The sequence below is a fragment of the Acinetobacter sp. BIGb0196 genome (assembly GCF_011759595.1).
Taxonomy (GTDB): Bacteria; Pseudomonadota; Gammaproteobacteria; order Pseudomonadales; family Moraxellaceae; genus Acinetobacter; species Acinetobacter guillouiae.
On record NZ_JAAOZA010000001.1, the window covers coordinates 1,940,138 to 1,963,016 of the forward strand.

The window sequence follows — 22,879 nt, forward strand, 5'->3', positions numbered from 1 at the left end:
TTTACACAATTCGAGATAAAAAATTAGAGGTGGTAAATATCGATAACTTGGTTGATGTAGTCATTTTTTAGCACCACATATTTATTCAGAATTTGTGGTTGTGCAGCAGAAAAGTCGATGACATAACGAGACATACCAAAGTAGCTATAACTGTTTTTGTAACGAAAGCTCAGTGTATTCCAGTTAAAGCGGACTGTGACTTTGTCACCATCTCTTTCGATAATTTCAATATTGCTAATATTGTGGCAAGTGCGTGTATCAGGCATGGTTGCCGAAGAACGTTCAGTTTTAATCCGAAAAACACGGTCTTCCAAACCTTGACGGTCAGGGTAATAAATCAAAGAAATTTCAGACTGAGGATCTTCGGTCAAACGATCATCATCATCCCAAGCAGGCATCCAAAAACATGCCGAGGGTGAGTAGCAGGCGAGCCATTGATCCCATTGTTCATCATCTAAAAAACGTGCTTCGCGGTAGAGAAATTGCGCAATATTTTCTAAAGAAACTTGATCGATGTTTGCAGTTGCATTCATGCTGTTGCTCCTTGCTGAGATGTTTCTTGTTGAGCAAGATTTTTTTCAGATTGAATGGCATGTTTCATCATTTCTAACCAGTATTGATGTTGGGCAAGATATAAGCCTTCATCTTCTGTTTTAATACCACTCAGTTTAGGTTTTAAGCCAATTTCATTGGCCGCATCATCAGGTCCTTGAATCCAGTGTTTAGACCCACGGCACATGTCATTCCATTCAAGCTCAATACCAGCATAACCCGCTTGACAGGCACGGAATTCTTCAAGGTCATCAGGGGTTGCCATGCCCGAAGCATTAAAGAAATCTTCGTATTGGCGAATACGTCGTGTACGCGCTTCAGGACTTTCACCTACAGGTGCAATACAGTAAATCGTCACTTCAGTTTTATTGACTGAAATTGGACGCAATACACGAATTTGTGAACCAAATTGATCCATGAAATAGACATTTGGATAAAGGCATAAGTTACGTGAACGTTCGATCATCCATTTCGACATTGGGGCACCGAATTTTTCAGTGTACTCATCAGCTTTTGGATAATTAGGACGATCTTCAGGGTTTGCCCATTGAGTCCATAACAGCATATGTCCATGCTCAAAACCGTATGAGCCGCCACCTTGTTTGCCCCAAGCACCTGCACTCATTGCACGGACATTGTCATTTTCTTGCTGTTTTTCTTTACGTTGCTGTGTGGTCGCTGCATAGTTCCAATGTACAGCTGAAACGTGATAACCATCTGCACCATTTTCAGCAGTCAGTTTCCAGTTACCTTCATAGGTATAGGTTGAAGCACCACGTAAAACTTCTAAGCCTTGCTCAGATTGATCAACAATCATGTCAATGATTTTGGTTGTTTCACCTAAAAATTCTTCTAAACTTGGTACATCTGGATTTAAACTGCCAAATAAGAAACCTTTATAGCTTTCAAAACGAGCTACTTTTTTCAGATCGTGTGAACCTTCTTTATTGAAGCAGTCTGAATAACCAGCATCGCTTGGATCTTTAACTTTGAGTAGTTTCCCAGAGTTATTAAATGTCCATCCATGGAATGGGCATGTATAAGTCGCTTTATTACCACGCTTATGGCGGCAAAGCTGTGCGCCACGGTGTGAACACGCATTGATCATGGCATTTAATTCACCATTGCGATTACGCGCAATCATAATGGGCTGACGCCCCATAGTGGTGGTGTAATAATCGTTGTTATTTGGAATTTGGCTTTCATGTGCCAAGTAAACCCAGTTGCCTTCAAAGATGTATTTCATTTCTAGGTCAAAAAGGGCTTGATCTGTGAAAACAGAACGATGAAGTTTAAATTCACCCGTTTCAAAATTATCGACTAAAAGTTCGTCAATTCGATCAAGATGGCTGGTATTTATAACAGGAATACGTGGCATATGGGTTCTCCGACTTTCCAATGAGAGGAAGTCCCCGAAGTGCTGCAATAGTGCAAACATTTCGGTTCCGTGCGTGTGGGTTTAAGCGCTTGCGCGACGACGATCTACTTCTGTAGATGGTGCTTTAGGTTGTTCTTTTACCAGTGCTACATTGAATGAAATACGTTTAAATGGTTTGTTGAGACCACGACGGGCAATTTCAGCTTCATCACTGATATCAATAGCTGTTGCCACTAAGCCATCACGTGTTGCGAAAGCAAAATCATCCCAAAGGTATTGATCACCTTCGATGTTGAATTGTGTGGTTAATTTGCGATAGCCGGGTGCAGATACGAAATAATGCACATGAGATGGGCGGTTACCATGGCGGCCTAATTTGTTCAGTACAAACTGAGTCGTCCCTTGTGGTGGACAGCCATAGCCAACGGGCATAGTTGTTTGTGCAACGTACTGACCATTGCTATCAGTCAATATGCTACGGCGTAGATTAAAATCTGACTGTGATTTATCAAAGAAAGAGTAATTACCTAAACTGTTGGCATGCCAAATTTCAACTTTAGCATTTGGGATAAGATTGCCATCTGTGTCAGTTACTGTACCTTCAATAAATAGGGTGTCGATTTTATCGCTCTCTGAACCATCGTCCATGCGAGAAAAGCCGACGGACTCAGGCGCTCCAGCGACATATAATGGGCCTTCAATGGTGCGTGGTGTGCCACCTGTGATACCTGCTTTTGCATCTGCTTCATCAGCACGTAAATCCAAATAATGTTCCAAACCTAAACCCGCTGCTAAAAGACCAAGTTCATTGGCTTGACCTGCATCAGTAAAATATTCTAGGCCTTTCCATAATTCACTTTGTGAAATGTCTAAATCTTCAATGGCTTGCAACAAGTCAGCTAATAAACGTACCACTACTTGTTGTACACGTGTATCGACTGCACCTGTTGCAGTGTCTACATTCATTTGTTTGACCAAAGTATCGATTTCTTGACGGTTCATACTAGATCTCCTGCAGTATGCGTGGTTTGGCATTGCATACGAAAAAAATCGTTTGAAACTTTGCTGCCCACTTTCCATGTTCTTCATGTGCGAGATTTAAAGCTTGAACTGATTAAAGTGATTCATTGGGCTAACAGAATGAGATTCTTTGGCTGGCTGTGAATATCAAAAGTTTTACAGTCTTGCTTTACATCTTGCTTTTGATATACCTTAAAAGAATGGATGATCGCTGTCTAAGATCAAATTTGCATTTTTTTATATCTTAAAGGTATGGAGTTTGAGATGGAACTCAGGCATTTGCGCTATTTTGTTGCTGTTGTAGAAGAACAAAGTTTTACCAAAGCAGCAGAAAAGCTTTATATTGCTCAGCCTCCACTGAGCAGACAGATTCAAAATCTTGAAGGTGAATTGGGTATCTCGCTTTTTGAACGTGGAAGCCGTCCGTTAAAAACCACAGAAGCGGGGCAATTTTTTTATCAACACGCTGTTAAACTTTTGTCTAATGCCGAAGAAGTAAAGTCCATGACCAAGCGAATTGGCTTGATCGAAAAAACCGTAACAATGGGGTTTGTGGGTTCTTTATTGTATGGTTTATTACCCAAAATCGTTTATATGTTCCGTCAACAACAGCCGCATTTAAAAATTGAGCTGATTGAAATGAGTACCAAAGACCAAATTCAGGCGCTTAAAGAGGGGCGTATTGATGTTGGATTTGGACGTTTAAGAATTTCTGATCCTGCCATTAGGCGAGTTTTGTTACGAGAGGAGCCATTAATGTTGGCTGTCCATATCAGTCATCATCTCGCTACAGATTCTAAAGGCACTTATTTTGCCGATATTGAAGATGAGAACTTATTCCTTTACCCAAGTCACCCTAAGCCCAATTTTTCCACTCAAGTACGTCATCTGTTTTCCGAGCATGGTCTAGATCCTAAGAATCTAAAAGAAGTTCGAGAAATTCAACTGGCTTTGGGATTGGTTGCTGCAGGTGAAGGGGTATGTATTGTGCCCGAGAGTGCAAAAACCATTCAATTGCCGAATTTAATCTATATCCCATTGTTAGATAGCTCTGCAAAAAGCCCAATCTTTATGGCAATACGTTGTATGGATGAAAGTGAAAATATTCGGTCTTTATTTGATTGTATTTATCAGGTTTATGATTTAGAAGGCTTTCAATATGATCGTGCGAGCTTTACGACGATATATTAGGCTTATTTCCTAAGTTTTTTTTATAATCATAAATCAGCATAAAATCCCCCTCATCCTAGCCTTCTCCCTCAAGGGAGAAGGGACTTTCAATACCAATTTTATTCACGCCATATGATCATTTTTTCGATTTATGAAAAATCCATTCAGTTCAAGCATTGAATGAAAAGTTATTTATAGATGTTCTTTTGTGTGAAAAGTAACATATTGAAAAATCAGAACAAGTCGATTGATTTATTCTAAAACTCTAAAAATATCGAGATAATCATTAAAATAAAAAATAAATCATTAAAAATATAAAGCTCGATTTCTTTAATAATTCTTTTTAATCCCTTGTTTATTCATCAAAAAATATTAAACCGACTTTTAAGGTATGGATATATATGCAATCGGTTTTGGACAAAAAATAACAGCTGCCTCATTGTTTGAAAAAATTTCGTAGCGTTTCACCGCAGGAGGCAAAAGTGCAAACGAGCAAACTAAATATTAATCGCATCGTGGATGAAGCAAAATTCACCCCTTTTCATTGGGGGGTTCTATTGTGGTGTTTATTAATTATTATTTTTGATGGATATGATCTGGTTATTTATGGCGTAGCTTTACCTTTATTGATGCAAGAGTGGGGCTTAACTGCTGTACAAGCAGGCTTGCTGGCCAGTACAGCACTTTTTGGCATGATGTTTGGTGCAATGAGTTTTGGAACACTGTCTGATAAGTTGGGCCGTAAAAAAACCATCATGATTTGTGTGGCTATTTTTAGTGGATTTACTTTTCTCGGTGCATTTGCATCAACACCCGTTGAATTTGGAATTCTCAGATTTTTAGCAGGACTTGGTATTGGTGGTGTGATGCCGAACGTGGTGGCTTTAATGACTGAGTATGCGCCTAAACGTATACGTAGCACACTGGTCGCTGTTATGTTTAGTGGCTATGCCATTGGTGGTATGACATCTGCCTTGCTGGGTGCTTGGCTGGTGGTCGATTATGGTTGGAAAATCATGTTTTATATCGCGATTATCCCATTCTTAGCTTTACCCCTTATTTGGAAGTTTTTACCTGAATCATTGATGTTTCTAACTCACCAAGGCAAGACCGATCAAGTGCGAGAAGTGGTACAGAAAATTGCACCGCAGCAACAGATCCATTCCTCGACTCAATTTGAATTAAATGAAGTCACCGCTGGTGATGAAGCACCGTTACGTGCATTGTTTCAGCAAGGCCGTCGATCAAGCACAGTAATGTTCTGGATTGCTTTCTTTATGTGTTTATTGATGGTTTATGCACTCGGAAGTTGGTTGCCTAAATTAATGATCCAAGCAGGCTATTCACTGGGTGCAAGTATGATCTTCTTATTTGCATTAAATATTGGTGGCATGGTTGGTGCAATTGGTGGTGGTGCTTTGGCGGATAAATTTCATATTAAACCCGTATTGACCATAATGTTTACGGTTGGTGCGATTGCGCTCATTTTCCTTGGTTTTAAAAGCCCACAATTCATTCTCTATACCTTGATTGCAATTGCTGGTGCAGCAACCATTGGTTCACAAATTTTACTCTATACCTTTGTTGCACAATTTTATCCAGCAACAGTACGTTCTACAGGTATGGGGTGGGCATCAGGCATTGGACGAATTGGTGCCATTGTTGGACCAGTCTTAACAGGTGCATTGTTGACCCTAGAGTTACCTCACCAAATGAATTTTCTTGTTATCGCTGTCCCAGGATTTATTGCAGCACTAGCGATATTCTTTGTGAATTTAAATGCTTCAGTGGAAAAAACTCAAACGGCCGAAGCGCCAACAGCTCAGAAAAATATTGTTGGAAATACAATTAACTAAGTTCGTAAACCAAACTCACGCACAAACTGACTTGGTATTTCAGCCTGAATCATGAGGATTAAGGCTGGTTCAAAATAATCAATCGTAGAGAATAGGATGCTTTCTACAATGAAAAAATTTAACTACAACATCATTTTGGTGTCAATGGGATTACTTAGCCTAAATATGGCGCATGCAGATTCGATGACAGAAGTTGAACAGTTACGTAATGAAGTTAAACAATTACGTGAAATGATTGAACAACAGCAACACGTGCAAAATAAGCAAATTGTGGCATTGGAAAATAATGTTAAAGCGGCACAGGTTGTATCGCAGGCAAAAGATCAAACCTTTGCACGAACAAAAGCTGGTGCAGAAGTAACACTATATGGGAATATCCGTGCGGATCTATTGTATCAGTCTGAAGGTGGAAGTGCCGATCGACTTTATAATCAGATCAATAGCGTACCGCTTAAAGGCCATAATGAAAGTAGTGATCAATTAAAATCAACACTTGCCGCGACTCGTTTAGGTTTAGATTTTAAAACTGCTGACAAAGATATTTCAGGAAAAATAGAAGTTGATTTCTTGGGTGCGAATGATGGACTTAGAATTCGCCATGCCTATTTTAATTATGGTCAATGGTTGATTGGTCAAACATGGTCTAACTTTGCAGTTCCCGATTATATGCCAGAAACAATTGATGCTTTGGGTTATGTGGGGGGCGCTGTTAAACGAGATGCACAAATTCGTTATACCCATAAATTTAATGCAGAAACACAGCTGGTAACGGCTTTGGAAGATTCCAAAGATGCCTTATCGAATATGCGGATCCCGGTTTTATCAACTCGACTAAATCAATCATTTGCTGATCGGGCGGGTGTATTGAGTTTGCGAGGCATGGTTAGTGAAAAGAGGACTGTTGCTGATAATGAACTCGCTTGGGGTATTGGACTTGGAGCAAAATACGATATTTCTGCAAAAACCACACTTAAAGCAGATTATTATCATGTTAAAGGTGATTCCAGTTTAGTGTCATGGACGAACCAAGGCTTTGCTATAGATGCCAATAAAAATATCATGGCGCTGAATCAATTTGACTCAATCACTGTGGGGGTGACGCAACAGTTTAACTCACAATGGCGAGGAACATTGGGATATGGCTATATGAAAGCAGATGAAAATCAGGATTATATTCGATATTTGAGTGATCAGACCAAAGCCAATAAAACACTTTGGCAAGCTTGGGCCAATGTATTTTATAGCCCGAAAAAGCCGTTAAGTTTTGGTCTGGAATATGTTTATGGTGAGCGTAAAGCCTTTGTTGCAGCGTCTAATGGACAGGATACAGGTGAGGACAATCGTTTTAATGCGGTTGCGATCTATAATTTCTAAGTTATCCGTTGCAGTATGATCACCAAAGAAGCCCTGTTTAATATGCGTTAAATAGGGCTTCTGGAATTCAATTAAGCGGATTCTTTTAAAAATAAACGGATTGCTTGGCTAAATTTCACGGGTTCTGTAATAAGCGGCGTATGCCCTGAACGTTTAAAAATAATATTTTTCGCATTGGCTAAACTGTCAGAAATTTGCATTTGACCTTCAGCAGGATAGAGTGATGACTTTTCCCCAATAAAGAATGTAGTCGGACATTCCAATTGTGAAATTGCCTGACGATAATCTTCATCATGGTTGAGATAATTATCGATATACCAAGTTAAATAATCCATTCGACGGATAGGTAATAAATGTTTTTGTAATTGAGGATGTTTAAGCGCCAAATTAAACATAAATGGGCTTAATTTATTACTGCCTTGAATTTTAATAAAATTTAACCAAATTTGAATCAGTTCAGTTCGTGGTTCAATCGGTAATTCATCAACAAAACGATAGTTTGAATATTGATGTAAAAAATCAGAGAAGTCTTTTAGCAATCTTTTAATTTTAAAATACTTTTTCCCAAATAAACCAAATTCCCATGTTTCATCCGTTGGAATTTTAGGGGTTTGATCAATGTGTAGATAAGCTTTGAGTTTTTCAGCCAAATTGCCATATTGCATCCCATGCATGGCAGTGGTTGCTCCCATGGAATAACCCATAAGAATAAAATGATCTAAATTTAACTGGTCAATTAAGCTTTCAAGATCACGCCAATGGTTGCTAATCGCATCGATTTCTTGAGGGATCTTACAGGTTCTAGAGCCACCAAATCCGCGCCAATCTGGGATATAAAATTTATAATGTTTAATATTAGGCAGTAAAAAGGGAAGCCATTGCCAACTATGCATACCTAAACCAGACAGGACTAGTACAGGTTCACCCTGACCAATTTCACGAACAAATAATTTTTCACCATCTGGCATTGTATAGTGTGGCATGCAGTTTCCTATGAATTCTCTTTATTCTCAAACGCTTTAAGCTGTGGAATGACTTGGTCGAGCCAATTGATCCAGCCCATTTCTAAGTCTATACCCAATTGTAAAATCATTTTGTGAATATATAAAGTTCGATCCAGTTGCTCGATTTGTTCAAAATCTTTGGAAAAAATCTGGCGGTATAGTTTTAAATTTTCACGATGTAATTCTAAATGACGCTCAAGTTCAGGTAAAACAGTATTTCCACCAAATTGTGCTTCTGCTCGTAAGCGAACCATAATTTCTTCACGAAGCTGGGCAGGTTGGCCTTGTTTGACCATCCAGTCAGCCAGTTCGACCCGTCCAAGTTGCTCAACTTGATAGGTTTTTTTTCGGCCATGATCAGACTGATCTTCAAGGGTGGAAATCCAGCCTTTCTTTTGCATACCGTTAAGTTCACGGTAGATTTGTTGATGCGTTGCATTCCAGAAGAATCCCATAGATCGGTCAAAGCGTCGCGCCAATTCAAAACCTGTACTTGGCTTCTCTATCAGACTGGTCAATAAAACATGGGCTAATGACATTGTGTAATATCACATCAACAAAATGAATATAAAGTCATTATGCAACATGTTGCATAAAAATCAAATCTCGATTATAAATACTCACACTATGCAACTTGTTGCATTAAACAGATATGAAGTGTCATTTAACAGATTGATAGCTAGCGAGAGCACGCCAAGGGAGTTCACATGTCTAATTATCCGCATTTACTTGCGCCTTTAGATTTAGGCTTTACCACATTAAAAAACCGTGTATTGATGGGTTCAATGCATGTTGGACTAGAAGAAGTTCAAGGTGGATATGAACGTATGGCTGCATTTTATGCAGAACGTGCAGCAGGTGGCGTTGGCTTAATTGTGACGGGTGGTATCTCGCCCAATGATCATGGGGTAACATTCTTTGGTGGTTCAAAACTGGATCATTTAGAAGAAGCAGAAAAACATAAGGTCATTACCAAAGCTGTGCATGATGCTGGCGGTAAAATTGCACTGCAAATTTTACATACAGGTCGTTACTCTTATCAGCCTGAAAATGTTGCACCATCCGCGATACAAGCGCCAATCAATCCAACTAAACCGCATGCTTTAACTTCAGCAGAAGTTCATCAAACCATTGCAGACTTTGCCAACTGTGCAAAATTGTCACAAATCGCAGGTTATGATGGTGTGGAAATCATGGGATCAGAAGGTTATCTGATTAATGAGTTTATTGCTGCACGTACCAATCACCGTGATGATGAATGGGGTGGGAGCTATGAAAATCGTATCCGTTTCCCGATTGAAATTGTCAGAAGAACACGTCAGGAAGTCGGCGAAAACTTCATCATTATCTATCGTTTATCTATGCTGGATTTGGTTGAAGGCGGCTCTACACTTGAGGAAGTGATTCAACTTGCGAAAGAAATTGAAAAAGCCGGTGCAACCATTATCAATACTGGAATTGGCTGGCATGAAGCACGTATTCCAACCATTGCCACCAAAGTACCGCGTGCCGCATTTACTTGGGTGACTAAAAAATTAAAAGGTTCCGTCAAAGTTCCTTTAATTACCTCGAACCGTATCAATACGCCTGAAATGGCTGAGCATGTCTTGGCTCAAGGCGATGCTGATATTATTTCGATGGCGCGCCCAATGCTTGCAGATTCGCATTTTGTATTGAAAGCTGAACAAGGTCGTGCTGATGAGATCAATACCTGTATCGGTTGTAACCAAGCTTGCTTAGATCATATTTTTTCAATGAAAATTGCAACGTGTTTGGTCAATCCACGTGCATGTTATGAAACTGAACTTATTTTTAAAGAATCGCCAGTAGCTAAAAATATTGCTGTGATTGGGGCAGGTCCAGCAGGACTTAGTTTTGCAACATATGCAGCTGATCGTGGACACAAAGTCACAATCTTTGAAGCATCTAATCAGATTGGTGGTCAGTTTAATATTGCAAAAACCATTCCTGGCAAAGAAGAGTTCTATGAAACTTTACGTTATTTTAAACGTAAAATTGAATTACAACCGAATATCAAACTGGTACTTAACCACACTGCAAGCTATGAAGAATTAGCGACAGGTGACTTTGATGATGTTGTGGTTGCTACAGGTGTAACGCCTCGTCATTTAAATATTGAAGGTATTGATCATCCAAAAGTTTTGTCATATATCGAGGTTTTACGTGAGCGTAAACCTGTCGGTAAAAAAGTAGCAATTATTGGTGCAGGCGGTATTGGTTTTGATACTGCTGAATATCTTTCCCATGAAGGCGAGAGTGGCAGCTTAAATCCACAAAAATTCTATGATGAATGGGGAATTGATACATCGTATGAACATGTGGGTGGTTTGAAACAACCTGAGATCGAACAATCTCCTCGTGAAATCTATTTACTGCAACGTAAAGCCAAATCTGTTGGCGCTGGTTTAGGTAAAACAACAGGTTGGATTCATCGTACTGGTTTAAAACATCGCCATGTCAATATGATTCCTGGTGCAAGTTACGACAAGATTGATGATCAGGGCTTACATATTACAGTTGGCGAAAAAACCATGATTTTAGATGTCGATAATGTGGTGATTTGTGCGGGCCAAGAACCCTATACAGCAATGTTTGATCAACTCCAAGCTGATGGAAAATCGGTACATTTGATTGGTGGTGCGAAAGAAGCGGGTGAGTTAGATGCGAAGCGTGCAATTCGCCAAGGTGCTGAATTAGCAGCTGTGATTTAAAAGGATTAACGCTGTTTGAACTCCTTCTCTTTAAGCCATGTGTAGTGCGAAGCATGCTGCGAGAGAAGGGATTTTATGAATGATCTTTAAAAATGATGGACATAAATTCAAAGTATTTCAAATCAAAGGGATATAAAAATGAGCTATACAAATACCAAACCTGCAATTCAAAAATGGCACAACATGCTGGAAAGTCGAGACATGAGTCTTTTAAATGAATTACTGGCAGACGATGTGGTCTTTCGTTCACCTGTGGCTTATAACCCCTATGAAGGTAAGCAAGTGGTCTTTTTCATTTTAAGTAATGTGATTCAAATTTTTGAAAACTTTACATATCATCGAGAATTTTTTACAGAAGATGAGCAAAGTGTAGTTTTAGAATTTTCTGCCAATGTTGGTGAAAAAAAATTAAAAGGGATTGATATGATTCGTTTTAATGAACAAGGTCAAATTGTTGATTTTGAAGTGATGATTCGACCAAAAAGTGGTTTGGAAGCATTGGCAGCTCAAATGGGGCAACGTATGGCCAGCTTTATACCTAAAGCCTAATTACGTATATACTGCAATAAATAAAATTAAGCGTGAAAAATTTCTTAATTTTTAAAATGATGATGAGTGATAAAAGAGTTGAGGTGGAAAATGTCTGTATTACATAAGTTTACTGAGATTAGCCAAGATTTATTGGATCAAGTGACAGGTGCTGAATTACCAAAGCTGTATTTTAATCAGCAAGGAAAAATGTCTGAGATCATCAAGAAACTGCCTCAACTACAGGATAAATACCGTCCTACACCATGGCTCAGTAATACCCATGCCCATCTGTTATATTTTGATTTAATTAAGAAAAAATCCATTAAGCTTGATTATGATCGAATTGATCAGCTGACCATGCAAGATGGTGGGGTCACGGCAATTGCTTGGTATGGCTACGATTTACCACAAGAAACCCCAACCATCGTGATTATGCATACGATTACAGGTACACCTGACAGTATGCGTGAATTGGTCAAAGATCTACATGAATATACAGGATGGCGTATTGCATTATGTCTACGCCGTGGGCATGCGGGCTTACCTATGCCTGTTCCACTAATGTCGATTTTTGGTTCAACCTCTGACTTAAAAGAGCAATTGGCTTCGATTCAAAACCTATTTCCACAATCTGATCTTTATGCAGTTGGCTCTTCTGCAGGTACAGGCCTACTTGTGCGTTATCTTGGCGAACAAGGCCTAGATACACCTTTTAAAGCGGCTTTTGCCATGTGCCCTGGTTATGATACTGAGCTTGGATTTCAAAATGTCCATCCTTTCTACACCAAAGTCATGACCAAAAAATTGTTTAAGGCATTTATTAAGCCTTATGAACAAATCTGGACACCATTACATTCTGTACAAAATGTTTTACAGACGAAAACCCTACAAGAGTTTCAGACTGAATATTTTGAAATGGCTGGATTTTCAGATTATGAAAGCTATTCAAAAGCCACCAATCCAATTTATGTATTTGAAAATGTTAAAATTCCATTAATGATTCTAAACTCAGAAGATGATCCTGTATGTTCAATCAAGAATTTAGAACCGTTTAAAGAAACCATTCAAAATATGGATAATGTTGTGGTGGTGACAACCAAAAAGGGCAGTCATTGTGGTTTTTATGAAGGACTCAATACCAAATCTTGGGCTTCGCGTTTAATGGCTGATTTTTTAAGACAGTATTCATGATGATACGCAGTATCAATAAATATTTATTTAAGTTAAAAAAACTGACAGATCAAACTATTATCATTAGATCTGTCAGTTTTAATTGCTCAACTAGGGGGATTGATTCTCAGTTGTTAGGTCAAGGTAAATATTAAAAATAAATTTTTAAAATAAAGACCTATTTAAGCGCTAAATAATTCCAAACAAAATTTATCTTTTGTGAGTAAATAATATTGCTACGAACGATATAAATATCTTGAAAAAAACTATAACCATCAAGTATTTTTAATTTATTTTCATTTATTTCTTCTTCAATCAGTAAGCGAGGTAGCCAGGCTACACCTAAACCCTGTAAAGCCAAGGCTTTTAAGTCACTGGCATTATCTGTTTCATATAACGTTCGGTAATTGAGTTTACTTTCTATAATTTTATCTACACATTTTCTCAGATAGGCTTGTTTACTATAGGCCAAAAGGGGGAAGGTTTGATTAAGTTGGTATTTAGGTAATCCATTTTTGCTTGCTGTAACTGGCACAATTTGCATATTTACAATTTTATGATAAGTAAAAAGTGTGAGATCCAATTGTTGTAAAGTGAGTTGATCACAATAACAAATGAGAAAATCACAAGAACCTTCTTTTAATAAATGTATGCCTTGTTGCAGATTTGCAGCAATAATTTCCAACTTTAGATCATTATAGTCTGAGTATAGTTTTTGAATAAATTTGGGGAAAAACTGCGTGATGAGAGAGTGTGATACTGCAAATTTAATTGAGAGTTCATTATCCTTAATATTTTTTTCTAAATACTTTATTGTTGTATCCATTTGGTTCTGAATGTTTTTTGCTGTTGAGAGCAAGACTTGACCAGCATCTGTAAAATCAATATTTTTACTATAACGCTTTAAAATTTGAAACCCCAACGACTCTTCAATATTTTGTATTCTACGTGTAAAGGCCGATTGAGTGACATGACGTATAGCTGCAGCTTTAGAAATGGATTTCTCTTGGTCTAATGCAAGAAGATCCTCTATCCACCGAATTTCAAGCGTCATGTTCAATCACCAATAAATATTTAACTCAAGCAAAGTATAACAAGTGATATGCAAAAAATGCATACAGATATATTTTTTTACATTGGTCAAGTTTAGATTGTTTCACCTAAGATGAATTGATTATCTTCGTAGAGTTACATTGCAAATGAACATTGAAATTAAAACGAGAACTGAGAAAGATTTATTGGGAATGAAAGAAGTCCCATTTCATTGCTATTACGGTGTACAAACATTAAGAGCGGTTGAGAACTTTAACCTAAGTGCGCATAAATTAAGTCATTTTCCTATTTTTATTCAAGCGCTTGCTATGGTGAAGTCTGCTTGTGTAGAGGCTAATTTTAAATTAAATAAAATTGAAGAAAATAAATATAAAGCGATTCAGCATTCATGTCAGCAATTAATAAATGGTTCATACCATAATCAATTCCCTATTGATATGATTCAGGGGGGGGCAGGAACTTCTACAAATATGAATGCAAATGAAGTTATTGCAAACATTGGATTAGAGTTTCTTGGTCATGCAAAAGGCGAATATCAATATCTACATCCTAATAATGATGTAAATATGTCTCAATCGACCAATGATGTATATCCAAGTGCAATAAAAATAGGTCTATTATTTGCATTGGATCATCTCAATGTTCCGTTTCAAAAACTAATTGAAAGCCTAGGTCGCAAAGCTGAAGAGTTCTCTGATATCTTGAAAATGGGACGTACTCAGTTACAAGATGCGGTACCGATGACATTAGGGCAAGAATTTAGTGCTTTTGCGCATACCTTACAAAATGATTTGCAAAAGTTAAATCATATTATGCCCGATTCACTTAGTGTGATTAATTTAGGTGGGACTGCAATCGGTACGGGGATTAATACCGAGGTTGAGTATCGCTTAAATGCGATTCAAGCTTTATCAGAAATCACCGGTAAAAACATTTCAAGCTCGCCTGATTTGATTGAAGCTACTACAGATATGGGTGACTTTGTACTTTTATCAAGTTTACTCAAACGTACTGCAACAAAGTTGTCTAAAATCTCTAATGATTTACGTTTGTTATCGAGTGGGCCGCGTACTGGTATAGGTGAGATACAATTGGAACCACGTCAGCCTGGTAGTTCAATCATGCCAGGAAAAGTAAATCCAGTAATTCCTGAAGCGATGAATTTGGCGTGCTATCAAATTATTGCAAATGATTTAGCAATTACTTTGGCTGCAGAAGGTGGTCAACTACAATTAAATGCGTTTGAACCATTAATTGCGCTTAAACTATTTGAATCTATTGAGTTATTAGGCAAAGCGATGCAAATGCTGAATGAAAAATGCATTCAAAATATCCGTGCCAATGCAGCGCATTGTCAGCATTTAGTGGACAACTCAATTGGTATCATTACCGTGCTAAACCCATATTTAGGCTATGAAACCACCACACGAATTGCAAAGATGGCAAATGAATCTGGGCAGAGTGTTTTGGCTTTGATCAAAGCTGAGGGATTACTTTCAGATGAAATTTTAGCAGATGTACTTGCTGTTCATAATATGGTTCAGCCAAAGCAGCATGCGGCTTAGTTTTTAAAAGCTACAGGTACAATTAAACTCATTCATGACTTGTCATAAGAAATTAAGTTTCATATGGCATATGCAACTGAATACTTATACGGAGTTATAAAAAAAGGGAAATTTTAATTTCCCTTTTTTTAGCGATGCAAAATCTTAGTTTTTCAAAGCTGGTGTAGCAGCAGCGATAGCAGCGGCAACAGCATCATCTTCAGATTGTGCTGAACCAGAGCTTGCTTTTGGTGCTGGTGTTTTGGTTTGTGCAGTTTCAGTTTTTACTGACTCTGCTTTTGCAGGCTTCGCCTCAGTCGCAGCAGGTTTATTTTCCGCTTGTGCACTTGGCATAGTTGCATGGGCTTCATGCGTTGGTTCACGGCGAATTTCAGTGGTTGTATTTGCTGTTTCTGTGCGTTCAACTTCTACATGTGCCGGAATTTCGACTTGTTGTGCATTATTCTGCTCAACACTTGGTAAGCTTTCAAACTGTGTCGGTTCAGAAGTCGCAGGTTGAGCAGTTTCAACTTTCTCTGGCTCAGCTTCTTTAGGCTCTTCTTTTTTTACACAAGCAGATACCAAAAGCGCTGTCGCAATTGCACCACAAATTAAAAATTTCTTATTCATAATGACTCAAAACAAAACGTATTAAAGAGATGTTACTTAGTATAACAGCAAAATGATATTTAAAAATCACCTTATCAAGTGCTAATTTTTTATTGGAAATGCTGATAGAATAGCCAATTGTTTATTGTTCTATGAATTGATGTGAATTGACTTTGCTTTCTTGGTACAAGGTAAAGTAAAATCGCACAACATTGTAGGCCAATTTAGGCTCCATTGTACGAGAAACTTAATGACCCATTTTATATTCGTAACTGGTGGTGTTGTATCATCACTAGGTAAAGGTATTTCAGCTGCTTCAGTTGCTGCACTTTTAGAAGCCCGTGGTTTAAAAGTAACCATGGTCAAAATGGATCCATACATTAATGTCGATCCTGGGACTATGAGCCCATTCCAGCACGGTGAAGTATTTGTCACAGAAGATGGTGCTGAAACTGACTTAGATTTGGGTTATTACGAGCGTTTCTTACGTCGTGCCAAAATGACCAAATTAAATAACTTTACATCAGGTCGTGTTTATCAAGACGTTTTAAATAAAGAACGTCGTGGTGATTATCTCGGCGGTACAGTACAAGTTATTCCACATATTACGGATAATATTAAAGAACGTGTTCTTCGCGCAGGCGAAGGTTATGACGTTGCCATTGTGGAAATCGGTGGCACAGTAGGTGACATTGAATCTCTCCCATTCATGGAATCTGTACGTCAGTTGATGGTTGAGCTTGGTCATAAACGTACCATGTTAATGCATTTGACTTTATTACCTTATATCAAGTCTGCTGCTGAACTTAAAACCAAACCAACTCAACATTCTGTTAAAGAATTATTGTCGATTGGTATTCAACCAGACATTCTGATTTGTCGTACTGAACATGATGTTGACGCAGATACCACCCGTAAAATTGCACTCTTTACAAACGTTGAAGCGCGTGCTGTTGTGGTGTGTAAAGATGCACGTTCAATTTATCAAATCCCACGTACATTCTATGAACAAAACGTTGATGATTTAATCTGTGAACGTTTTGGTTATGACAGCTTACCTGAAGCCGATCTTTCGGATTGGGATCATGTGGTTGAAGCATTATTGAATCCAGAGTACACAGTTCGTGTGGCGATGGTCGGTAAATATGTTGAATTGCCAGATGCATATAAGTCTGTCAATGAAGCACTTTTACATGCGGGTATTCAAAATCGTGTCAAAGTTCAAATTGACTATATCAATGCTGAAGAGCTTGAAAGCCAAAATCCTGCAGAAGTATTAAAAGGTATCGATGCAATCTTGGTTCCTGGCGGTTTTGGTGAACGTGGTACTGAAGGCAAAATGCAGGCAATTCAATATGCCCGTGAAAACAAAGTACCTTTCTTGGGTATTTGTTTAGGTATGCAATTGGCCGTGATTGAATTTGCTCGTCATGTTGCTGCTATGCCAGAAGCGACTTCTACAGAGTTTAATCGTTCAACAAAATTCCCATTGATTGGTTTAATTACTGAATGGTTAGATGAACGTGGTGAAATCCAGCATCGTAGTACTGAGTCAAACCTTGGTGGCACAATGCGTTTAGGTGCACAAAAATCAGAATTGGTTGAAGGCACTAAAACACGTGAAGTTTACGGCAAAGCTGAAATTACTGAACGTCATCGTCACCGTTATGAAATGAATGATCGTTTTATTCCTGCAATTGAACAGGCAGGTATGAAAATTTCGGGTTATTCTACAGCGCAACATCTTGTTGAAACTGTAGAAATTCCTGAACATCCTTGGTTTATTGCTGTACAATTCCACCCGGAATTTACAAGTTCACCACGTGATGGACATCCATTATTTGCGAGTTTTATCGATGCCGCTAAAAAGCAGCACCAAAACAGCAAGTAAGTATGTAAGAACTTAAACTAGGAAGTTTAAATGTCACAATTAAAACCACAAGAAATTGTACGTTTAGGCGATATACAAATGGCAAATCACTTGCCATTTGTATTATTCGGCGGCATGAACGTACTTGAGTCGAAAGACTTGGCTTTTGAAATTGCAGAAACGTATGTCGATATCTGTACTCGTTTAGAGATACCGTATGTCTTTAAAGCCAGTTTCGATAAAGCCAATCGTTCAAGCTTACATTCGTTCCGTGGCCCTGGTTTGGAAAAAGGCATCGAATGGTTAGGCGACATTAAAAAGCATTTTAATGTTCCGATTATTACCGATGTACATGAACCTCACCAAGCTGCAGCTGTCGCTGAAGTTGCTGACATTATCCAGCTTCCTGCATTTCTCAGTCGTCAGACTGATTTGGTTGAAGCAATGGCGAAAACTCAAGCCATTATCAACATCAAAAAAGCACAATTCCTTTCTCCTCGTGAAATGAGCCATATTCTAAACAAATGTTTAGAAGCGGGTAATAACAAGCTCATTTTGTGTGAACGTGGTACGTCATTTGGCTATAACAACTTAGTTGTTGATATGCTGGGTTTCGACATCATGAAAGAAATGAATGTGCCGGTATTTTTTGATGTCACACATGCATTGCAAACACCGGGCGGTCGTGCTGATTCAGCAGGTGGTCGTCGTGCGCAAATCACGACCTTAGCACGTGCGGGTATGGCAACAGGGCTTGCAGGTTTATTTTTAGAAAGTCATCCAGACCCTGAAAATGCAAAATGTGATGGTCCTTGTGCATTACGTATGTCACAGCTTGAGCCGTTTTTAGCGCAGTTAAAAGAATTGGATACCTTAGTTAAAGGTTTCAAAAAGTTAGATACACATTGATGCGCTTAGAAAGCATCTTATTTTTAATCAACTGAGGAATTATTCATGAGCCAAATCGTTGACATTCGTGCACGTGAAATTTTGGACTCTCGTGGTAACCCAACCATCGAAGCAGACGTAATCCTAGACTCTGGCGTTGTTGGCCGTGCATGTGCACCATCTGGTGCTTCAACTGGTTCTCGTGAAGCTTTAGAACTTCGTGACGGTGATCAATCACGTTACTTGGGTAAAGGTGTTCGCACTGCAGTTCAAAACGTAAATGGTCAAATTAAAGACTTATTAAAAGGTCAAAACGTATTTGAACAAAAAGCGCTTGATGACAAAATGATTGCGCTTGATGGCACTGAAAACAAAGAAAAATTAGGTGCAAACGCAACATTGGCTGTATCTTTAGCGGCTGCACGCGCGGCTGCTGTTGAGAAGAAAACTGAATTGTTCCAATACATTGCAGATCTTCGTGGTCAAACAACTTTGTCTATGCCTGTTCCAATGATGAACATCTTGAACGGTGGCGCACATGCGGATAACACTGTTGATATTCAAGAATTCATGATTGAGCCTGTAGGTTTCACATCTTTTGCTGAATCTTTACGTGCTGGTGCTGAAATTTTCCATGCTTTAAAATCTGTATTGAAAAAACAAGGTTTAAATACTGCAGTTGGTGATGAAGGTGGTTTTGCACCTAACTTACGTTCAAATGAAGAAGCAATTACTGTTATTCTTTCTGCAATTGAAACAACTGGTTATAAAGCAGGTTCTGATATTATGCTTGCGCTTGATTGTGCATCTTCAGAATTCTACAAAAATGGTCAATATATTCTTGCGGGTGAAGGCAACAAAGCATTCACAAGCAATCAATTTGCTGACTATCTTGCTGGTCTTGCTAAACAATATCCAATTATCTCAATTGAAGATGGTTTGGATGAGTCTGACTGGGAAGGTTGGAGCTACTTGACTTCTATCCTTGGTGATAAAATCCAATTGGTCGGTGACGATTTGTTCGTTACAAACCCTAAGATTTTACAACGTGGTATTGATGAGAAAGTAGGTAACTCTATCTTAATCAAATACAACCAAATCGGTACTTTGTCTGAAACTTTAGATGCAATCTATCTTGCTAAAGCGAATGGTTATAGCACTGTGATTTCACACCGTTCAGGTGAAACTGAAGATTCTACAATTGCGGATCTTGCAGTGGGTACAGCAGCAGGTCAAATCAAGACTGGTTCACTTTGCCGTTCTGACCGTGTTGCAAAATATAACCAATTGCTTCGTATTGAAGAATTGACTCATGCTGCTTATCGCGGTAAAGCTGAGTTTAAAGGTTTAAATTAATATCTTTTATTGATTTAAATTAAAAAAAGCCATTCTTTTATTTGATATAGGGAATGGCTTTTTTATACGCTAAAAAATAATCATGAATAGTCTGTTTTAATTGAAATTTAATATCATGTAATTGATTGATAATAAAATTTAAGGTAAGAATTTAATTAACTTAGTTTATTGAAAAAGAAAATTTATAATAAATAATATCGCGATATGTGAGTTTTTAGCATAAAGATAATTTTTAGTTTTTTAATTACAAAGTTGATTATTGATCACCCACTTATTTTTTATAAAGAAAGAAAAGTTATTTTGTTCTAGTTTTGCAGTTTTCGCATAGTTTAGTGTTCTTCATACAAAATATTTGATGTATATTAGCATCTTAATTTAATGCTGTTACTCAAGACGCAAATCCATGTTAGAAGTCTTTAAAACAACTTCAAGTAAAGTGATTGCAGTACTCGCGATTTTAATCGTTGTGGTATTACAATATCGCTTTTGGTTCGGTGAGGGTGGTCATTTCCCTCATCAAGCTTTACTACAGCAAATTGAACAGCAAGCTGAAGTCAATGCTGAGTTAAAAGAACGCAACCGAATTCTTGCTGCCGAAGTGTATGATCTAAAAAATGGTGCTGAAGCCATAGAAGAACATGCACGTTTAGACCTCGGTCTAGTTAAGCCACATGAAACTTTTGTACAGATGAGTACCATTAGTACCCATTACAAACCTATTTATACCGATCCAAGTGTAGATTTAAGAACCAATGAAGATGACAACGAACCTGCGCCAGAACAACCGTAAAATTTGGGCAATTGTTCCTGCGGCTGGCTCAGGTCGTCGTTTTTCAAAAACCGAACTTAAACAATACCAAGTCATCCAAAATCAAACAGTGTTAGCGCATACCATAGCGCGTCTAAACGATTTACCGCTTGCGGGTTATGTACTCGCTGTTGGTGAGCAAGACCACTATGCGCAAACATTGCCATTAAAAAATAAACATTTGAGCCATTTTTGTTTGGGGGGTGCAGAACGTGTTGATTCGGTTTTAAATGCGTTGCGTTATTTAGAACAATTTGCGCAAGCCGATGATTTGGTTTTTGTACATGATGCTGCGCGTCCTTGTGTGACACAGCAATGTCTTGAAAACTTAGTCGATACCGCAATAAACCTGAACAGCAGTGCAATTCTTGCAATTCCTGTAAGAGATACTTTGAAGTGCGTTGAAAATCAGCAGGATATCAATAAAACAGTCAGTCGTGATCAATTGTGGCAAGCACAGACACCACAAATTTCTACCTTTTCAAAGCTTAAAACTGCAATCGAAGCAGCTTTAGCGAATAATATTGTCATTACAGACGAGGCGAGTGCATTGGAATATATCAATGAACCTGTCAAAGTGGTCATGGGGCGTTCTGATAATATTAAAATTACCTATCCAGACGATTTGGAGTTAGCCAAGTTAATTTTGCAATCACAGCAGTAAAAACAATGAAAATAAAAAATAATTATGCATTGATTGATTTTCTCAACCGCTATTTATCTCTATAATTTGACCAGATTAAACTAGGTTTAAGATTTGTATTCATGACACCATCGCCACAGTATAAGTTTTTACGTCAATCAGTCAGAGATGGTTTAAGTATTAATCAAAAAGTTTCAAGGTGGGACAAACTACACCTTGATCCTTGGTTATTGGGCTTTTTAATTATCAATGCGATTTTGGGTTTATTGATGGTCTATAGCGCATCTTCTGAAGATATGTCTATGGTCATTCGACAAGCCGTGAGTTTCGGTGTTGGTTTTGTTTTGCTTTTTATTTGTGCACAAATCCCACCAAAAGTATATCAAGCGATTAGCCCTTGGTTTTATTTGTTCGCAATTTTGTTGTTGATTCTGGTTTTATTGGTCGGTGATGTTCGATTAGGGGCAAAGCGCTGGCTGACCATTCCAGGGATTGGCAGTATGCAACCCAGTGAATTTATGAAGTTTGCCATGCCATTGATGATGGCATGGTATTTTGCACGTAACCCGTTGCCGCCTAAGTTTAAACACATTGTAATTGCATTGATCATCATGATTGTGCCTTTCGTACTGGCATTATTACAGCCAGACTTGGCGATTGGTATCGTGATTGGTGGTGTGTTTGCTCTGTTTTTAAGTGGTATGTCGTGGACTTTAATTCTTGGGACTTTAGCAGCATTGGCATTGGCTTTCCCTTTAATTTGGACTTTTGTATTACAAGCTTATCAAAAGAAAAGGATTATGACCTTATTTGATCCTGAGTCAGATGCACTTGGGGCAGGATGGAACATTATCCAATCTAAAATTGCGATTGGTTCAGGCGGAATGACAGGGCGTGGATTCTTAGAAGGAACACAGTCTCAGTTGGGCTATTTACCTGAACATCATACTGATTTTATTATGTCGACTTATGCAGAAGAATTTGGTTTTATTGGGGTGTTCTTCTTATTTGCACTTTATACTGCAATGATTTTTAGATGTATGATGATTAGCTTAAGCAGCTTCCATAACTATGGTCGTTTATTGGCAGGTACGATTGGTTTATCCTTGTTTTTCTATGTATTTGTAAACTCTGGTATGGTTAGTGGGATTTTACCTGTGACTGGTGATCCATTACCGCTGATGAGTTATGGTGGATCAGCCGTGATTGCGTTATTGGCGAGTTTTGGTATCGTCATGTCTATCCATACGCATAAATAAAATCTTCGCAATTTAAAATTTTTTAAACTAAAGCTACTCCTTCTCTTTTTTAAGAGAAGGAT

The 22,879-nt window shown here is 38.2% G+C and carries 20 protein-coding genes; 13 read left to right on the top strand and 7 right to left on the bottom strand.

The window, feature by feature from the left end; genetic code table 11:
- Positions 1–23: 23 nt before the first annotated feature.
- The 3 genes from benB to catA form a co-directional block, all read right to left on the bottom strand.
- Positions 24–533 (bottom strand): benzoate 1,2-dioxygenase small subunit, encoded by a 510-nt coding sequence (gene benB / locus FHR28_RS08775; protein ID WP_004719895.1) that lies wholly within the window; start codon positions 531–533, stop codon positions 24–26.
- Positions 530–1,930: a benzoate 1,2-dioxygenase large subunit gene (gene benA / locus FHR28_RS08780; protein WP_004719896.1), complete on the bottom strand. Its 1,401-nt coding sequence runs from the start codon at positions 1,928–1,930 to the stop codon at positions 530–532. The genes benB and benA overlap by 4 nt, the downstream gene beginning before the upstream one ends.
- Before the next feature lie 81 nt (positions 1,931–2,011).
- Positions 2,012–2,932 (bottom strand): catechol 1,2-dioxygenase, encoded by a 921-nt coding sequence (gene catA / locus FHR28_RS08785; protein ID WP_166782391.1) that lies wholly within the window; start codon positions 2,930–2,932, stop codon positions 2,012–2,014.
- A 282-nt stretch (positions 2,933–3,214) separates the two neighbouring features.
- Here catA and FHR28_RS08790 point away from each other — a divergent pair, with 282 nt between their 5' ends.
- The 3 genes from FHR28_RS08790 to FHR28_RS08800 all read left to right on the top strand — a co-directional run bounded on the left by FHR28_RS08790 (position 3,215) and on the right by FHR28_RS08800 (position 7,350).
- The gene (locus tag FHR28_RS08790; protein WP_166782392.1) at positions 3,215–4,141 is read left to right on the top strand and encodes a LysR family transcriptional regulator; all 927 of its coding nucleotides are present in this window, start codon (positions 3,215–3,217) and stop codon (positions 4,139–4,141) included.
- A 461-nt stretch (positions 4,142–4,602) separates the two neighbouring features.
- Positions 4,603–5,976: an MFS transporter gene (locus FHR28_RS08795; RefSeq protein ID WP_004719899.1), complete on the top strand. Its 1,374-nt coding sequence runs from the start codon at positions 4,603–4,605 to the stop codon at positions 5,974–5,976.
- Positions 5,977–6,084: 108 nt separating this feature from the next.
- On the top strand, positions 6,085–7,350 hold the full coding sequence (locus tag FHR28_RS08800) for a DcaP family trimeric outer membrane transporter (protein WP_166782393.1): 1,266 nt from the start codon (positions 6,085–6,087) through the stop codon (positions 7,348–7,350).
- A 71-nt stretch (positions 7,351–7,421) separates the two neighbouring features.
- Here the strand turns inward: FHR28_RS08800 and FHR28_RS08805 are convergent, their stop codons facing one another.
- Together FHR28_RS08805 and FHR28_RS08810 are read right to left on the bottom strand one after the other, a co-directional pair.
- Positions 7,422–8,333 carry an alpha/beta fold hydrolase gene (locus tag FHR28_RS08805; protein WP_034615279.1) on the bottom strand — a complete coding sequence of 304 codons (912 nt, stop codon included), beginning with the start codon at positions 8,331–8,333 and terminating at the stop codon, positions 7,422–7,424.
- Positions 8,334–8,341: 8 nt separating this feature from the next.
- The gene (locus FHR28_RS08810) at positions 8,342–8,893 is read right to left on the bottom strand and encodes a PadR family transcriptional regulator (RefSeq protein WP_004719902.1); all 552 of its coding nucleotides are present in this window, start codon (positions 8,891–8,893) and stop codon (positions 8,342–8,344) included.
- A 168-nt stretch (positions 8,894–9,061) separates the two neighbouring features.
- On the opposite strand from FHR28_RS08810, the gene FHR28_RS08815 reads away from it, so the two are divergent.
- The 3 genes from FHR28_RS08815 (at position 9,062) to FHR28_RS08825 (ending at position 12,808) form a co-directional block, all read left to right on the top strand.
- Positions 9,062–11,086: an NADPH-dependent 2,4-dienoyl-CoA reductase gene (locus FHR28_RS08815; RefSeq protein WP_004719904.1), complete on the top strand. Its 2,025-nt coding sequence runs from the start codon at positions 9,062–9,064 to the stop codon at positions 11,084–11,086.
- 138 nt (positions 11,087–11,224) lie between these two features.
- Entirely contained in the window at positions 11,225–11,635 is a 411-nt protein-coding gene (locus FHR28_RS08820; protein ID WP_004821860.1) for a nuclear transport factor 2 family protein, read from the top strand.
- A gap of 90 nt (positions 11,636–11,725) precedes the next feature.
- Complete coding sequence (locus tag FHR28_RS08825; protein WP_166782394.1) at positions 11,726–12,808, top strand: YheT family hydrolase; 1,083 nt, start codon at positions 11,726–11,728, stop codon at positions 12,806–12,808.
- Between the two features lie 157 nt (positions 12,809–12,965).
- Here the strand turns inward: FHR28_RS08825 and FHR28_RS08830 are convergent, their stop codons facing one another.
- Positions 12,966–13,841, bottom strand: coding sequence for a LysR substrate-binding domain-containing protein (locus FHR28_RS08830; protein WP_166782395.1), 876 nt, complete (start codon positions 13,839–13,841; stop codon positions 12,966–12,968).
- Positions 13,842–13,986: 145 nt separating this feature from the next.
- Here FHR28_RS08830 and FHR28_RS08835 point away from each other — a divergent pair, with 145 nt between their 5' ends.
- Positions 13,987–15,405: an aspartate ammonia-lyase gene (locus tag FHR28_RS08835; RefSeq protein ID WP_056511534.1), complete on the top strand. Its 1,419-nt coding sequence runs from the start codon at positions 13,987–13,989 to the stop codon at positions 15,403–15,405.
- 144 nt (positions 15,406–15,549) lie between these two features.
- Here the strand turns inward: FHR28_RS08835 and FHR28_RS08840 are convergent, their stop codons facing one another.
- Positions 15,550–16,014, bottom strand: coding sequence for an internalin (locus FHR28_RS08840; RefSeq protein WP_166782396.1), 465 nt, complete (start codon positions 16,012–16,014; stop codon positions 15,550–15,552).
- 229 nt (positions 16,015–16,243) lie between these two features.
- Here FHR28_RS08840 and FHR28_RS08845 point away from each other — a divergent pair, with 229 nt between their 5' ends.
- The 6 genes from FHR28_RS08845 (at position 16,244) to rodA (ending at position 22,817) form a co-directional block, all read left to right on the top strand.
- On the top strand, positions 16,244–17,884 hold the full coding sequence (locus FHR28_RS08845) for a CTP synthase (protein ID WP_004719920.1): 1,641 nt from the start codon (positions 16,244–16,246) through the stop codon (positions 17,882–17,884).
- A 30-nt stretch (positions 17,885–17,914) separates the two neighbouring features.
- The gene (gene kdsA, locus FHR28_RS08850; protein ID WP_004719923.1) at positions 17,915–18,772 is read left to right on the top strand and encodes a 3-deoxy-8-phosphooctulonate synthase; all 858 of its coding nucleotides are present in this window, start codon (positions 17,915–17,917) and stop codon (positions 18,770–18,772) included.
- A 45-nt stretch (positions 18,773–18,817) separates the two neighbouring features.
- A complete protein-coding gene (gene eno / locus FHR28_RS08855) occupies positions 18,818–20,107 on the top strand; it encodes a phosphopyruvate hydratase (RefSeq protein ID WP_154130065.1) in 1,290 nt (429 codons plus the stop codon).
- A gap of 403 nt (positions 20,108–20,510) precedes the next feature.
- Positions 20,511–20,897, top strand: a complete 387-nt coding sequence (gene ftsB / locus FHR28_RS08860) for a cell division protein FtsB (RefSeq protein WP_004719933.1) — start codon at positions 20,511–20,513, stop codon at positions 20,895–20,897.
- Positions 20,860–21,579 carry a 2-C-methyl-D-erythritol 4-phosphate cytidylyltransferase gene (gene ispD / locus FHR28_RS08865; RefSeq protein ID WP_004719934.1) on the top strand — a complete coding sequence of 240 codons (720 nt, stop codon included), beginning with the start codon at positions 20,860–20,862 and terminating at the stop codon, positions 21,577–21,579. Before ftsB ends, ispD begins: the two co-directional genes overlap by 38 nt.
- Positions 21,580–21,680: 101 nt before the next feature.
- Positions 21,681–22,817, top strand: coding sequence for a rod shape-determining protein RodA (rodA, locus tag FHR28_RS08870; RefSeq protein ID WP_166782397.1), 1,137 nt, complete (start codon positions 21,681–21,683; stop codon positions 22,815–22,817).
- Positions 22,818–22,879 lie beyond the last annotated feature (62 nt).